General features: G+C 66.5%; 11 protein-coding genes, 2 tRNA genes and 1 pseudogene. 11 read left to right on the top strand and 3 right to left on the bottom strand.

Features of this window, described 5'->3' with window-relative positions; translation table 11 throughout:
- Positions 1-35 precede the first annotated feature (35 nt).
- The 3 genes from serS to ACFC1I_RS20445 all read left to right on the top strand — a co-directional run bounded on the left by serS (position 36) and on the right by ACFC1I_RS20445 (position 2,352).
- On the top strand, positions 36-1,301 hold the full coding sequence (serS, locus tag ACFC1I_RS20455) for a serine--tRNA ligase (RefSeq protein WP_376013817.1): 1,266 nt from the start codon (positions 36-38) through the stop codon (positions 1,299-1,301).
- Entirely contained in the window at positions 1,298-2,206 is a 909-nt protein-coding gene (locus ACFC1I_RS20450; RefSeq protein WP_376013814.1) for an HAD family hydrolase, read from the top strand. Before serS ends, ACFC1I_RS20450 begins: the two co-directional genes overlap by 4 nt.
- A 61-nt stretch (positions 2,207-2,267) precedes the next feature.
- Positions 2,268-2,352: transfer RNA gene (locus ACFC1I_RS20445), tRNA-Ser, on the top strand.
- 20 nt (positions 2,353-2,372) lie between these two features.
- Here the strand turns inward: ACFC1I_RS20445 and ACFC1I_RS20440 are convergent.
- Positions 2,373-4,370, bottom strand: a complete 1,998-nt coding sequence (locus tag ACFC1I_RS20440; protein ID WP_376013812.1) for a DUF4012 domain-containing protein — start codon at positions 4,368-4,370, stop codon at positions 2,373-2,375.
- A gap of 241 nt (positions 4,371-4,611) precedes the next feature.
- Here ACFC1I_RS20440 and ACFC1I_RS20435 point away from each other — a divergent pair, with 241 nt between their 5' ends.
- A complete protein-coding gene (locus tag ACFC1I_RS20435; RefSeq protein WP_376013809.1) occupies positions 4,612-5,901 on the top strand; it encodes an LCP family protein in 1,290 nt (429 codons plus the stop codon).
- An 80-nt stretch (positions 5,902-5,981) separates the two neighbouring features.
- A complete protein-coding gene (locus ACFC1I_RS20430; RefSeq protein WP_376013806.1) occupies positions 5,982-7,235 on the top strand; it encodes an LCP family protein in 1,254 nt (417 codons plus the stop codon).
- Between the two features lie 8 nt (positions 7,236-7,243).
- Here ACFC1I_RS20430 and ACFC1I_RS20425 read toward each other — a convergent pair whose 3' ends face one another.
- Positions 7,244-7,936 (bottom strand): DUF2278 family protein, encoded by a 693-nt coding sequence (locus ACFC1I_RS20425; RefSeq protein ID WP_376013803.1) that lies wholly within the window; start codon positions 7,934-7,936, stop codon positions 7,244-7,246.
- Between the two features lie 109 nt (positions 7,937-8,045).
- Between ACFC1I_RS20425 and ACFC1I_RS20420 the strand changes: the two genes are divergently transcribed.
- A tRNA-Ser gene (locus ACFC1I_RS20420) sits at positions 8,046-8,134 on the top strand.
- Between the two features lie 754 nt (positions 8,135-8,888).
- Here ACFC1I_RS20420 and ACFC1I_RS20415 read toward each other — a convergent pair.
- Entirely contained in the window at positions 8,889-9,530 is a 642-nt protein-coding gene (locus tag ACFC1I_RS20415; RefSeq protein WP_376013801.1) for a TetR/AcrR family transcriptional regulator, read from the bottom strand.
- A gap of 157 nt (positions 9,531-9,687) precedes the next feature.
- Here ACFC1I_RS20415 and ACFC1I_RS20410 point away from each other — a divergent pair, with 157 nt between their 5' ends.
- The 5 genes and pseudogenes from ACFC1I_RS20410 to ACFC1I_RS20390 all read left to right on the top strand — a co-directional run.
- Positions 9,688-11,019 carry an ABC transporter substrate-binding protein gene (locus ACFC1I_RS20410; protein WP_376013798.1) on the top strand — a complete coding sequence of 444 codons (1,332 nt, stop codon included), beginning with the start codon at positions 9,688-9,690 and terminating at the stop codon, positions 11,017-11,019.
- A 26-nt stretch (positions 11,020-11,045) separates the two neighbouring features.
- Positions 11,046-11,981, top strand: coding sequence for a carbohydrate ABC transporter permease (locus ACFC1I_RS20405; RefSeq protein WP_376013795.1), 936 nt, complete (start codon positions 11,046-11,048; stop codon positions 11,979-11,981).
- Positions 11,978-12,889: a carbohydrate ABC transporter permease gene (locus ACFC1I_RS20400; protein ID WP_376013793.1), complete on the top strand. Its 912-nt coding sequence runs from the start codon at positions 11,978-11,980 to the stop codon at positions 12,887-12,889. The genes ACFC1I_RS20405 and ACFC1I_RS20400 overlap by 4 nt, the downstream gene beginning before the upstream one ends.
- 158 nt (positions 12,890-13,047) lie before the next feature.
- On the top strand, positions 13,048-14,535 hold the full coding sequence (locus ACFC1I_RS20395) for a GH1 family beta-glucosidase (RefSeq protein WP_376013791.1): 1,488 nt from the start codon (positions 13,048-13,050) through the stop codon (positions 14,533-14,535).
- Between the two features lie 60 nt (positions 14,536-14,595).
- A pseudogene (locus ACFC1I_RS20390) lies at positions 14,596-14,802 on the top strand (alpha-L-arabinofuranosidase); the annotation flags it as partial.

The raw sequence follows: 14,802 nt of genomic DNA, 5'->3' as shown, positions 1-14,802 counted from the left end.
GGTGCCGGTTCGCGGGCGCCGACTAAGCTTGCAGGGTGATCGATCCCGTGCTGCTTCGCGACAATCCCGAGCTGGTCAAGCGCTCGCAGGAGGCGCGGGGCGAGTCACCTGACACCGTCGACGCCGCAGTGGAGGCAGATCGCGCCCGGCGCGCGGCCATCACCGCCTTCGAGGAGCTCCGTGCGGCGCAGAACGCGCACGGCAAGAAGGTCGCGCAGGCGCCGAAGGAGGAGAAGGCCGCGCTCGTCGCCGAGGCCAAGGATCTCAGCGAGCGGGTCAAGCAGGCCCAGCACGCGGTCGCCGCGGCGGAAGAGGCATCCACCGCCGCGTTCGGGGCCCTCGAGAACATCGTGATCGACGGCGTGCCCGCGGGCGGCGAAGACGACTTCGTCACGCTGCGCACGCACGGCGAGGTCCCGGCGTTCGGCTTCGAGCCGCGCGACCACCTCGAGCTCGGTGAGATGCTCGGCGCCATCGACATGGAACGCGGCACCAAGGTGTCGGGCAGTCGTTTCTACTTCCTCACCGGCATCGGCGCGCGCCTCGAGATCGCCCTCATGAACCTCGCGCTCGACCGCGCGCTGCAAGCCGGGTTCACCCCGATCATCCCGCCGACGCTGGTGCGTCCCGAGGTGATGCGCGGCACCGGGTTCCTCGGCAAGCACGCGGCCGAGGTCTACCACCTCGAGGACGACGACCTCTACCTCGTCGGCACCAGCGAGGTGCCCCTCGCCGGCTACCACATGGACGAGATCCTCGATCTGACCCGCGGCGCCAAGCGCTACGCCGGCTGGTCGACCTGCTACCGCAGCGAGGCAGGCTCGTACGGCAAGGACACCCGCGGCATCATCCGCGTGCACCAGTTCAACAAGCTCGAGATGTTCGTCTACACCACGCCCGAAGCGGCGGAGGCCGAGCACCTGCGGCTGGTCGAGATGCAGGAGCGGATGCTGCAGGACCTGGGCCTCTCGTATCGCGTCATCGACGTCGCGGCCGGTGACCTCGGCTCGAGCGCCGCCCGCAAGTACGACGTCGAGGCCTGGGTGCCCACGCAGAACGCGTACCGCGAGCTCACCTCGACCTCGAACTGCACGACGTACCAGGCGCGTCGCCTCGACATCCGCTACCGCCCCGAAGGTGGCAAGACGCAGCCGGTGGCGACCCTCAACGGCACGCTCGCGACCACCCGCTGGATCGTGGCGCTGCTCGAGACCCACCAGCGCGAGGACGGCTCGGTCACGGTGCCGGAGGTGCTGCGACCCTTCCTCGGCGGACTCGAGGTCATGGAGCCGATCGCGTGAGCGAGGCGCACCTGCCCAAGACCGGCTCCATCAAGGTCGTCGCACCGAAGAAGGCCGCGAAGCTCGTCGAGCAGGTCGCCCGCGACACCGAGAACCCGGCCGTCGCCACCGAGCAGCTGCTCATCGCGCTCGACATCGACGGCACCGTCCTCCTCGAGGACGAGTCGCTGAGTCCCGGCGTCGTCGACGCCGTGGAGCACGCGCACCGCGCCGGACACGAGGTCATGGTCGCGACCGGGCGCAGCTGGGAGGGCACCCGCGGCATCGTGCGCGTGCTCGGCATCGCGCCCGAGTTCGTGGTGTGCTCCAACGGTGCCGTGGTGCTCAAGCGCCTCGAGGCCGACGAGCTGAGCTACGAGCGCTGGCACGTCGAGACCTTCGACCCGCGCGAGGTGCTCGAGCAGCTGCGTGTGCACCTGCCCGACGCCCGCTATCTCGTCGAGCTCGCGGACGGGCAGCGCCTGTACACGGAGTACCTCGAGGACTGGAACCTCGTGCACGCCCGTCGCGTGCCGTTCGAGGAGCTCGGCGCCCAGCCGGTGTGCCGTGTCGTCGTCGTCTCGCCCGATCAGGGCGAACAGGACTTCGTCGAGCTCGTGAAGCGCATCGGGCTCAACCACGTCTCGTACGCGGTCGGCTGGACGGCGTGGCTCGACATCGCCCCGAAGGGCATCGACAAGAGCACCGGCCTCGAGCTGGTGCGCACCGAGCTCGGCATCGACCCCGCGCACGTGCTCGTGATGGGCGACGGCCGCAACGACGTCGGCATGTTCCGCTGGGCCCTCGACAACGGCGGCCGCGCGGTCGCGATGGCGCAGGGGCCGCAGGAAGTGCGCGATGCGGCCGGCGAGATCACCGACTCGGTGCACGACGGCGGCGTGGCCGCTGTGCTCCGCCGCCTCTGAGCCGGTCGGCTAGACTCGACGCTTGTTCGACGGATGCCTCCTCCCGGGGTCGCATCGGTCGGGAGGGTTGTCCGAGCGGCCGATGGACCTGGTCTTGAAAACCAGTGGGCAGCAATGTCCCGTGGGTTCGAATCCCACACCCTCCGCAGTGTGATCCCCGCGGTGCTCAGCCGATCTTCGACAGCCGCACGTTGTGGGAGCCTTCGGGGCTCGCGAAGAGCGAACCGCAGTTCGCGTCGACGGTGACCTCGGTGTGGTTCGGGCCGGGGGAATGCCGCAGCTCGAGCGGGCCGAGATCGCCGTCCGGCAGCTGAACCTCGTACGAGATCGTCTTCTTCTCGCCCATCTCGAGCAGCAGCGTCCTGCTGAGGGCCGTGTTGTCGTGGTCGACGCCGGACCGGTCGCGGAAGCGGTTGCCCTGCCAGTTGGCGGAGTCCTGCCAGTCGCCCCGCTTGGGGTCGGTCGAGAGGATCTCGGCTCCGGGAGGAGCGAAGAACAGCACGTCGAGCATCATCGTCCGCGGGTCGATGCCGCGGAACTGGTTGCGCAGTCCGAGGGTGTACTCGCTCTTGATGTCCTCGGTCATGCGGCTCTCGAGATCCATCGTGACAGTGATCGTGCGCTCCTCCACGTTGCAGGTCGCCCGCTGCGAGTAGTCCAGCCAGTAGTTGAGCTTGCCCACGGTGTAGTCGTTGAAGTAGATGCCGAGCTGCGTGGCCTCGGTGTTGTCCTCGCGCAGGATGCCGTCGAGCCCGTACTCGTGGGCGAGCGCCTGGAGGCCGTCGTCTTCGAACCAGGCGAAGACGCGGCCCTCTTCGGCGCTGCGCACGAGCTGGTCCCACATCGCGCCGATCTCCCACTCGCCGCCGGTGAGGGCGTCGAACATGACCGTGGTCACCTCGCTGAAGTACGCGTCCATCGCGGCGTTGTCGGTGCCGAACCGCTCATAGGGCTCGCTCATCAGCAGCGACCCGGTGTTCTCCGCGTTCACGACCTCGCCGGAGGCGAGGGTGAGCGGGCCGGTCGCCTCGAGCATGTGCGCGAGCACGATCGGATCGATCGAGATCACGCCGTCGAATTCGGGCTTCTCGGTCCACTTGCGCGTCGCCTGGAAGAGCTCGACGGCGCGGGGGAAGTGCGGCGTCATCGTGAAGTTCGACGACCAGTTCGCCAGCTCGAAGGGGTAGAGCGAACGCGTCTCCGCGGGCAGCTTTATGAGCGACCCGTTCACGGTGTCGAATCCCTGCTCGGGCAGCTCGGTGTACATCAGGTCGACGCCGTTCTCCTGGCCGAGCATCTCCATCCGCCCGTTCTCGACCTTCATCACCAGCCAGTGAGCGGGCCCGCCGCCCGTCGCGCGGATCTCGGCCGGCGTCTGGATCACCAGCTGGTAGAGCATGGGCTTGTCGGCGCCCGCGGCGTGCAGGATCGCCGGCAGGTGCTCCTCCACCAGGTTCAGGGTGGGAATCGCCACGGTGATGAGCTCGACCATGCCGTCGAGCGGCTCGTAGACGGCCGGCAGGACCCCGGTGCGGTCCATGCCCGCCGCGATCGTCGACGCCTCCTCGAGGGACGAGATGATCGTCGGCAGAACGGGCCCTGCCCCGAGGAACGGCCGGAGGTCGATCCCGAGGCTCGGCTCAGCGCCTTCCTCCTTGTCGGCGGCGGACACCATGGCGACGATCGGCGGGAGGGACTGCGTCGTGATCGTGTTGACCACCTCGGCCACCGTCCGCACGGCGATGACGTTGTTGCCCACCTGGGGGAGCTGGGCGGCGAGATCCCACAGCACGCCGTTCGAGGTCGCCTGCGCGCGCTGGGTGCGGGTGACGACGTCGGCGCTGGCCTGCTCGAGGAGCGGAACGTCCATCGACACCGCGGCGCCGGCGAGCACCTTCAGCTGCTCCTTCGCGACTTCCATGTCGTCGCGGACCTGCAGCACCTGCTGCACGAACGCCCCGACCGAGAACAGCGCCACGAGAAGCACCGTGGCGATCGGGCCGCCGACCAGGCACAGTGCGAGGTAGCGGCGCCGACGGCGGAGCTGGGCCTTCGTCTCGCGGGCGGCGTGCCGGGCGAGCGGTTTCCTTGCGGCATCGCGATTTCGGGCAGGAGGGACGGTCGTGGCTGGGTGCAGTGCCGGCGAGGGCCCAGAGACGGTCACGCGGGGATGCTACCGGGTGGGGATGAAGAGTCCCTGACCGGCCGAGCTCGGGCGCGTCGTCGGAGCGCGCCCTCAGCCCACCCTCAGGGGGGTGTGGGAGGATACCGCGATACTTCGGCGCCGGTCTGATGTGTCCCGAGCGAATCACGGAACGACTGTGGAATTCTTGTCTACGGTGACGTCCCGCAGGTGAACACATCACGTCTTCCGCGGTGTCACAGACCCCCTTGAAAGGATCCGAGTGAGCTCGACGCACAAGCCCGCGAGGCGCGGCCGCCGCACGGTGGCCCGTCACGGTGAGCTGTCGTCTCCGAGCCCGTTCGGATTCATCCTGAAGCTCATCGGCATCGTCGCCGCCGTCGTGCTGGTGTCGGGTGCCGGTGTCGCCGCGTACGCCGCGACGGATTTCACGTCCAGCTTCGCCGAGGGCGCCGTCGACCTCGAGGGACAGGGCCCCGTCCCGCCCGACATCGGGGCGATCGAGGGCGGCGTCGACGTGCTCCTGGTCGGCACCGACGAGTGCGAGGAGGAGTACGCGTACCTCTTCGGCGATCGGTGCACCGGAGCGGACGCCGCGGGGCAGCTGAACGACGTCAACATGCTCGTGCACATCTCCGACAACCCGCGCCGTGTGACCGTGGTGTCGTTCCCGCGCGACCTGATGGTGCCGATCCCTTCGTGCACGCGCGAGGACGGCTCGACCACGTCGGCGATGAGCAAGACGCAGATCAACTCCGCCTGGGGCTACGGCGGGCTCTCGTGCGTCGCGAAGACGATCAAGGAGCTCAGCGGCCAGAACATCCCGTTCGCCGCGAAGGTGAGCTTCGGCAACGTCATCAACATCACCGACGCGATCGGCGGCGTCGACGTCTGCATCGGCAACGGCGGCATCAAAGACAAGTACACCGCCATCAACTGGCCGGCCGGCCCCCGAACGATCCAGGGCGTCGAGGCCCTGCAGTTCCTGCGCACCCGCCACGGCCTGCAGAACGGCAGCGACCTGGCGCGCATCTCGAACCAGCAGCAGTACATGTCGAGCCTCGCGCGCAAGCTCGTGAGCGACGAGGTGCTGTCGAACCCCGCGACGCTGTACAAGCTCGCGGCGACCGCCGTCGACAACATCACGCCGAGCAAGTCGCTGACCAACCCGATGACGCTCGTGCAGATCGCGCTCGCGGTCAAGAACGTGCCGTTCGAAGACATCGTGTTCGTGCAGTATCCGGTGCTGACCGACCCCGCTGACGTCAACCGCGTCGTTCCCGACTACGACTCGGCGAAGGAGCTGTGGGCGGCGCTCGCGGCGAACGAGTCGATCGAGGTCACGCACGACCAGGACCTCACCGGAGGAGTGATCGTGGCCGACCCGCAGCCCACCGAGGCGCCGCCCGCCGAGCCCGCACCCGACGCGACCGCCGACCCGTCGGCGACGCCCGCACCCGGTGAGACCCCCGTGGCGCTTCCGAACAACATCCCGGGCCAGAGCGCCGCCCAGCAGACCTGTTCCGCCGGCAACGTCAGGGCCAACGGCTGATGGCATCGGTGAACCGGCCCTCGAGAGGGGGCCAGGCGCCCCTCGCGCGCCACGGAGTGCTGAAGTCGCGGCATCCGTTCATGACTCTCGTCGCGATGCTGGGCGTCGTGCTCGGCGTGTTCGGTGTGAGCGCGGCCGGCATCGCCGCGTACAACCTGTTCGACGCCACTCAGACGATCACCGCGAACGCCGTCGTGCTCGACGAGGAGAAGCCGCTGCCGCCGTCGCTCGGGGCGATCGAAGGCGGCGTGAACATCCTCATGGTCGGCACCGACTCGTGCGAGGGGGCGAACGCCGCGCTCTCGGGGGCGTGTCAGGCCAAGGCGACCGAGGGCGAGCGCAACGACGTCACGATGCTCGTCCACATCTCGGACGAGCCGCGCCGCGTCACCGTGGTGTCGTTCCCGCGCGACATGCTCGTGCCGATCCCGTCGTGCCCGAAGGAGGACGGCAACGGCAGCTACTCGGCGATGTCGTCGCAGATGCTCAACGCGTCGTACCAGTACGGCGGCCTCGCGTGCACCGTGCTCACGATCGAGTCGCTGATCGACGACCAGATCGACTTCGCCGCGGCGATCCGCTGGACCGGCGTCATCAACATGTCCGATGCCATCGGCGGGGTCGACGTGTGTGTCGCCGGCGATATCAGCGACTCGCACACCGGACTCAAGCTGACCGCAGGGACCCACACCCTGCAGGGTGTCGAGGCGCTGCAGTTCCTGCGCATCCGCCACGGCATCGGCGACGGGTCCGACCTCGGCCGCATCTCGAACCAGCAGCAGTTCATGTCGTCGATGGTGCGCAAGCTCCAGTCCGACTCCGTGCTCGCCAACCCGGCGACGCTGCTGAACCTCGCGACCACCGCGATCAGCCAGGTGCAGCAGGAGCAGCTCGTGCTGAGCTCCGGCCTCACGAACCCCACGCTGATGGTGCAGATCGCGATGGCCGTCAAGGACGTGCCGTACGAAGACATCGTCTTCGTGCAGTACCCGACGCGTTACGCCGCGGGTGACGGCGCCAGCCGGGTGATTCCGGTGAAGGATGCTGCGACCGTGCTCTTCGACGCCCTCAAGGCCAATCAGCCGCTGACGCTCACCGGCGACGCGAGCCAGGGCTACGGCGTCGAGGTGACCGGCGAGGCAGTCAAGCCCGAGGCGGCTCCGACCCCCGCCGCGACCGAGCCCGCCTCGGCCGAGCCCGCCGCCGGCGAGACGCCGGTGGCCGAGGCGCCTGTCACCGAGACCCCGACGCCCGAGACGCGCGTCGAGCTGCCGTCGGCGATCGCGGGGCAGACCGCGGCGCAGACCACCTGCACGCAGCCCGAAGGTCGATAGCGGTCGCCCTACACGGGGTGGCCGAGGTCGTCGGTGCGGTCCGACTGCGTCGAGAACTTCGAGATGAACACCAGCCAGGTGCCGTCGGCCTGCTGCGTCGCGACGGCGCCGTCCTGCCAGATCCCGTTCTCGGGGAACCATTGCGATCCAGCGGGGTCGCCCTGGTTCTGATGGACGTTGTGGATGCCTTGCACCGACGCCGGCGCCGCGCCCTCGGGGAACGGCTCGCCCCAGACCAGCGTCAGCGCGCCGACCTGCAGGGTCGCCTCCAGCGCCTCTGACGCCTGGAGCTGATCGCCCGAGCGCCAGGGCCGGAGGAAGCCGACCCAGAACGGCGAACGGCCGGAGGGCACAGCATCCCGTGCACGGAAGAGCCACTGCAGGAACCAGCGGATGCCGACGATCCGCAGTTCGCGGTGCCGGATGACGTCGAGGGCGCCCGAGGTGGCGGTGGAGACGAGCTTCGAGAACGCGGGCGCCGGCGGTGCCGGCCAGCCGAGCTTCGCGAGGGTGGTGCGGACGGTCTTCCACTGCACGCCGGCGGCGGAGTTCTTGCTGTCGACGTCGACGGCGACGCGGTACTCGCGCGCCCCGCTGCGGACGGTGAGGTTGACATGCCACCAGCGCCCGAACTCGTCGGGGTCGTCCCGCACATGCGACACGAGGGTTCCGCTGAGCACTCCGTACTGTGTGAACGGCATACCGGGATGAGCGGACGGCGGCCGTGGGTGATACCCGGCGGGTGCAAGAAGCGGTCGCGGTCTCGGTTATGATTGCTGGGTGCATCCGCGCCTTCGCGGCCGGATGCCTGGAGACGTCGCATAGTCAGGCCTAGTGCACCACCCTGCTAAGGTGGAGTCCTCGCAAGGGGACCGAGGGTTCAAATCCCTCCGTCTCCGCACTAGCTTCTCGCCCGAATCTGTTGATTTTCCGCGGGTTTTCGGCCACCTTCCGGTCCCTCGATTGAGGCCTGCCCACCGCCATTGCGTGGACGCCGGGCAGGCGCTTGGCCCAGCCAGCCGGGCTGAGGTCGCTGTCGGCAAAGGCGGGGCGCGGAACCGTCGGGCGCTCGCGTCGAACACGTCCACATTGGCCGAGACGAGGTGATCCAGCAGCACGCCAACCTCTTGGGCCGTCTGAGCGATGCGCGCCTCGGTTCCTTACAAAACGATGGATCGCGTATCTCAATCAGCGGCCACGCCGTTGCGAGGCGCCGGGCGGCCAATCTCAGTAGCCGACCCGACGGTGGCGAACACGAACGAGCCATACCCGGCCCCTCCGGGCCGGTCGAAGACTCACGACGCCCTCGATCCGCGCCCTTTCACCGCAAGGAACACCAACGGGCTGCTGGAGTTGTCCCCGAAAGCGGGACACCAAGTCTCCGAGGTGCGACGCGTTCGGTGGTGCGTCACCGGATCAGAGCACCTCGCCGGCGCCTCGCCGATCGAGCTAAGCGTCTGAGCCCGAGTGGTGCCCAGTCGCCTGGATCATCTGTCGGTCCTGCATTGTCAGGCGGGAGTCCCGAGTCCACAAGCTAACGGCTGAATGAGGAACGCATGCCTCCCTTTGCTGGATCAGTTTGTGCTCCAACCCGGAGAGGAGCTGAGACGTTCTGCGTCCCCGTTGATGCGCGATGTGGGCGCGAGGTCGCTGCTAAGCGACGTTGCTGACGGTGCCTTCGAACGCCTCGGGCACCGTCGATTCGAAGAACAAGCGCATCGGTCGACTCATATCGGCTGAGGGGTCGATCAGCCACTGTAACTGCACGCCATCCCAGGCTGCGATCAACAGACGGCTCAGGTTATGCGGATCGCGGCTGCGGTTGATCCGACCCGCTCCCTGGTCGAACGCGAACGCGGCGGCAAGCTCCGCAGACTTCCTCTGGTATCGAAGAGCGAACCACTCGTGCGCCGGATGGTTTGGCGCGGACGACTCAGCAGCCAGGATCGCAAACAACCTGAGCAACTCGGGGCGCTCGACGCTCGTGCGCACTCTTTCGATCGTCGCGAAGACAACGCCGTGATCCGCGCATGCGGCATCGAAATCGAAGTCCTCGTCCCCCGCCGTCGTTCTGTCGGAGCGCTCCAACACCGCCTCAAGCAGCTCGTACTTGCTGCCGAAGTGGTGGACGATGCTCGTCAAACTGACATCGAGCTGACGCGCAATATCCCGAAGCGAGCCGCCGTGATAGCCGTTCGTCGCGAACACGGTAGTCGCAGCGTCGAGGATGTCGATCGAGCGCTGCGCTGACTTCGCGTACGGACCTCGGGTGCCGCTCTTCTTCGGTTCGCTCATCCTCGTGACACTACCCATCTCAGGCCGCTCCGTCATCTATCCGCCGCACCTGTCAGCTTGACTGAAAATGTAGCATGTGTACCGAATTCGGTGTATGGTTTCCAATCACCAAGGGTGGCTCGAGCCCGAGCCTCGCCATGTTCACAAGGAGGTAGACATGACCGCACGCGCATCTCGCGCTCGACGTACCGCGATCGCGGTGAGCAGCTTCGTCGCAGCATCCGCGCTTCTTGCTGGATGCACCGGAGGAGGCGGCACCGCCGGTTCTGGTGATATCAAGCTCGACGTCATGATGGGCGCTCAGGACCTGACCGATGAGCAGAAGGCTGCTTTTGAGGCCGACAACCCGGGCATCAAGGTCAACATCATCGCCTGGGATCCGACCCGGCTGAACACCATGCTCGCGTCCGGCAACCCGCCGGACGTCGCGTTCGGCAACGCCGTCGGCAGCGCAAACTTCAACGCGCGCGGTCTGGCTACCGACTTGACCCCGTACCTCGCGGACAGCGACGTGCTGACCGAAGATGACCTTCAGCCGGTCAACGACGCGTTCCGATGGGACGGCAAGCGCAGCGGGGAGGGCCCGATCTACGGCATCGTGAAGGACTGGAGCCAGGACAACGCGCTGTGGTACAACACTGCTCTGTTCGACGCCGCGGGCGTCCCGTACCTCAGCGACACTGAGGCGATCAGCTACGACGAGCTGCTCGAGATCTCCAAGAAGCTCTCGGTCATCAACGGCGGCACCACCGAGGTGTACGGCCTCGGCATGGAATGGGCGTGGACGCTCTACGGGCCGATCGCAGCGATGGTGGAGCAGCAGGGTGGCAGCCTGTTCAATGACGACCTGTCGGAGATCGACTTCACGACCCCGGAGGCGCAGAAGGCGCTGCAGTGGTTCGTCGACTACGGCCAGTCGGGCGCTGGCCCGACGTCGCTGAACCCTCTTCCCGACGGCTCGGACTACTCCACCTTCGCAGCGCAGCGCATGGCCATCAGTCAGGACGGCTACTGGTTCGGCGGAAACTTCGCGGCTGATGACGCGATGAAGACCGTCCGGTTCGCGCCGGCACCCACAATGGGCGACACTCCTGTCGCGATGAGCTTCGGCGGCGCCGGGCTGTGGATCCCGGAACAGTCGGATGCGAAGGACGCCGCGTGGAAGTTCATGGAGTACTTCCTGGGCGGGGAGCCTGCAGAACAGCGTGCGTCCAGCGGATGGGGCCTTCCGTCGCTGAAGTCGCTCGCCGACAAGCTGCCGCAGGAGCAGGACTACCAGAAGCAGGCCTATGAGGTCGTGCAGAACCAACTGCAGTACACCGCGCCGCTGCCCGACTCGCCGTACATCTCGGCACAGCTGCTGCAGGACACGATCGACAAGTACCTGCAGCAGGCGATCAAGGGAGACCTGACCGTTGAGGAAGCGGGCGCCCAGCTGACCGACGAGTTGAACGCAGCCCTGGCGCAGGGCGTGGATCAGGTCGGCTGACCTAAGCCGGCGAAGGAGAAGTACCGATGGCTCGCAAGTGGACTCGCTATCCGAAACGGACGTTCTACGCGTTCGTGGCACCCTGGGCGGTGGGATTCTTGCTGCTCACGGCAGCGCCCATGGTGTACGGGTTCGTTGTGAGCCTGACCAACTTCGATGGTGTCTCACCCCGCTATAAGTGGGTGGGGTTCGACAACTACATCGAATTGTTCCAGGACCCCGACGTGTGGGCGGCACTTGTGAGGACGCTGGTATTCACGGCCATCGTCGTGCCGCTCACCGTCGGGGGGTCGCTCGGGCTCGCGGTCATTATCAACCGGCGGCTGCGAGCGGTGGGGCTGTGGCGCACCATATTTTTCCTGCCCTCCGTGGTCCCGGTCGTCGCCATGGCGATCATGTGGAAGCTGGTCTTTAATAAGGACGCCGGAATCCTCAACGCGATGCTCGGCCTGGTCGGCATCCCGCCGGTCGGCTGGCTCGTTGACCCCATGGTGTTCTACTCCCTCATCATCTTGATGCTGTGGGGCCTCGGCGGAGGGATGATCATCATGCTTGCCGCCCTGCAGGGAGTGCCGCAGGAACTCGAAGAGGCCGCCATCGTCGACGGCGCCGGACGATGGACCGTCTTCCGGCACGTCACGATCCCGATGATCTCGCCGATTCTGTTCTTCCAACTCGTCACTGGCGTGATCGTGGCCCTGCAGGTGTTTGTGCAACCGCTGCTGCTCACCAACTCGGCGGGCATCTCGCAGGCCGGAGGGGTGCCAGACAGCACCACCCTGTACATGGTGCAGGTCTACCAGGAGTTCTTCCTCAGCGGGCGTTTCGGCTACGGCTCAGCGATGCTCTGGGTCTTCTTCCTCATCATCCTCGGCCTCACCTTGGTTCTACTGCGCTCCAGCAAGTCCTGGGTCTACTACGAAGTCGATACCGATGCCGAACGCGAAGGAGCCGTCCGATGACGCTCACCGAAAACTCGATCACCGAGTTCCCCACGCTGACACCTCCGACCTCTCGGAGACGCAAGAAGGCGAACAGATCCGCGTCGGGCAAGCGCCCCAGCGCGTGGCTGTACATCATCATCCTCGCGCTGACCGCCTTCTTCATCGGACCCTTCCTCTGGCTTGTGCTCGCCGCGCTGAAGACGCCGGCCGAGTGGGCCTCGCTACCTATCCAGATCCTCCCCGAGCAGCCGCAGTGGAACAACTTCGTCGACGCGCTCACAGACATGGACTTCATCGGGTACGCGGGCAACTCGCTGTTCATCGCGACGACGTACTCGGTCCTCATCACGCTGTCCAGCGCAGCGGTGGGCTTCGGGTTCGCCCGGCTGCGCGCCCCCGGTAAGAACTTCCTCTTCCTGATCGTGCTGGCCACGATGATGATCCCGCAGATTCTCACGCTGCTTCCGACGTACATCATGTTCGCCCGCATCGGCCTGCTGAACACGTACTGGCCGTGGGTGCTGTGGGGGCTGGCCGCATCCCCCTACATGGTGTTCCTGTTCCGGCAGTACTTTTCCTCGCTGCCGAAGGAGCTAGAGGACGCCGCGATCATCGACGGCGCGGGTTGGTTCCGGATCTTCGCGACGATCTTCCTTCCGTTGTCGCGACCGATTCTGATCACATCCTTCCTGCTCTCGTTCACCTGGACCTGGGGCGACTACATTGCGCCGGCGCTGCTGCTGGATCTTGACCGCACCACGCTGGCTGTGGCCATCACCGCGTTCTACCTGGACCCGAACGGCAACGCCATCCCCACAGTTCAAGCGGCCGCCGCTGTCATGTACATCATCCCGGTGCTACTCATCTTCTTCTTCGCTCAGCGGTACTTCGTGCAGTCGAACGTCTCGTCCGGCATCAAGGGGTGATGCCTCCCTCAACCCGACGGCGCTGAAGCGCCGTCTACAGCTCTCGCCACCGGGCACTCGTTCAGCTACGCAGCTTGGTGTGCCGCGCGTGGCCTCCTTCGTGCCGCCACCCCACCGAACATCAAGCAGCCCAGACCCGCCAACGACAGGATCAATCAATGTACGACCGGCTTCTCCAAAGCGGAGAGCTCACCTTCCCGTCTTCGTTCACTCTGGGCGCGGCCACCGCCGCCTACCAGATCGAGGGAGGTGTCAGGGAGGGCGGACGAGGTCCATCGATCTGGGACACCTTCAGCCACACCCCTGGGAAGATCGAGGGCGGGGCTACGGGAGACGTTGCCGCAGACCACTACCACCACGTCGACGAAGACCTCGATCTGATGGCGTGGCTTGGTCTCGACGCTTACCGCTTCTCCATTTCGTGGCCTCGAGTGATGCCCTCAGGCGAGGAAGTGGTCAATCAGGAGGGCCTCGCCTTCTATTCGCAACTCGTCGACAGCCTGCTGCATCGCGGGATACAGCCCGTCGTAACACTTAACCACTGGGACCTTCCCCAGGCGCTCGAGGACAAGTACGGCGGATGGCGAGGGCGTGAAACGGCCTTCGCGTTCGAAAAGTACGCCGAGATCGTCGGCGCAGCGCTGGGGGACCGTGTCGCGATCTGGTCGACTCACAACGAGCCGTGGAACAACTCGTTCTCCGGCTACGGAAGCGGAGCCTTCGCCCCCGGCGGCACGAACCATGCTGACGCACTGAAGGCTGCCCACCACCTGAATCTTTCGCATGGTCTCGCTGTCAAGGCACTTCGGCGCACCGTCACTCGAGAGGACGCGCGCATCTCCGTGGCGCTGAACATCTTCCGAATCGAAGCGGACAGCCCGGCTGACACGGAGGCGGCGCGACTGTTCGACGCGGTCGCCAACCGCGTCTTCACTGGCCCCATGCTTCGCGGCGAATACCCAACCGACCTCCTTGAAGACACCCGGCAATTCACCGACTGGAGCTTCGTGCTCCCCGGCGATCTAGCGATCTGTCACCAACCCCTCGATCTGCTCGGTGTGAACTACTACGAGGTCATGCACGTACGCCTCAACCCGTCGTTTGATCCTGACACGGAGAAGATCGGCGGCACCGCGTTCCCTGGTTCGGAGCGAATTGAGTTCGTGCGCCGAGCTGAACTCGATCGCACCGGCATGGACTGGGGCATCGAACCGCGAGGACTCGAAGACCATCTGGTGGCACTGTCCGCGGAATTCCCCGCGCTTCCCATCATGGTGATGGAGAACGGAGCGTCCTTTCCGGACACCGTCGTGGTGATCGATGACAGACCAGCGGTCATGGACCTCGACAGGACGAAGTACCTCGAGGCTCATGTGAGGGCCACTCACCGTGCCCTGACGCGGGGCGCTCATGTCGTCGGTTACCTGGTTTGGTCCCTGCTGGACAACTTCGAATGGGCTGCAGGCTATGGCCCGCGATTCGGGATCATCCATGTCGACTACGAGACGTTGAAGCGTACCCCGAAGCTCAGCGCCTACTGGTTGAGGACGCTCTGCGCGACCAGGGCCACCCCGGGCCTCACGCAGGGTCCGGGCGAGCGAGAGTATGGCACTGCCGTCGCCGACTGGCCCGTCATCACCGGCTGAGTCGGTGCCGCGGCACGGCCTCGTGCCGCGGCATCCGTGTCTCCCCTCGAAAGGAAGCCCGTGACCGACGCGACCGCGCGGCTCGACCCGCACCACGAGATCGCCGACATCGATCGCCGCCTGTTCGGCGGCTTCGTCGAGCACCTCGGACGCCACATCTACGACGGCATCTTCGAGCCGGGGCATCCGTCGGCCGACGCCGACGGGTTCCGCACCGACGTGATCGAGCTCGTGAAGGAGCTGGGCGTCTCGACGATCCGCTGCCCG

Source organism: Microbacterium sp. NPDC056044 (genome assembly GCF_042267145.1).
In the GTDB taxonomy this organism is placed as follows: Bacteria; Actinomycetota; Actinomycetes; order Actinomycetales; family Microbacteriaceae; genus Microbacterium.
This window is presented reverse-complemented; position numbering and strand designations above follow the sequence as displayed.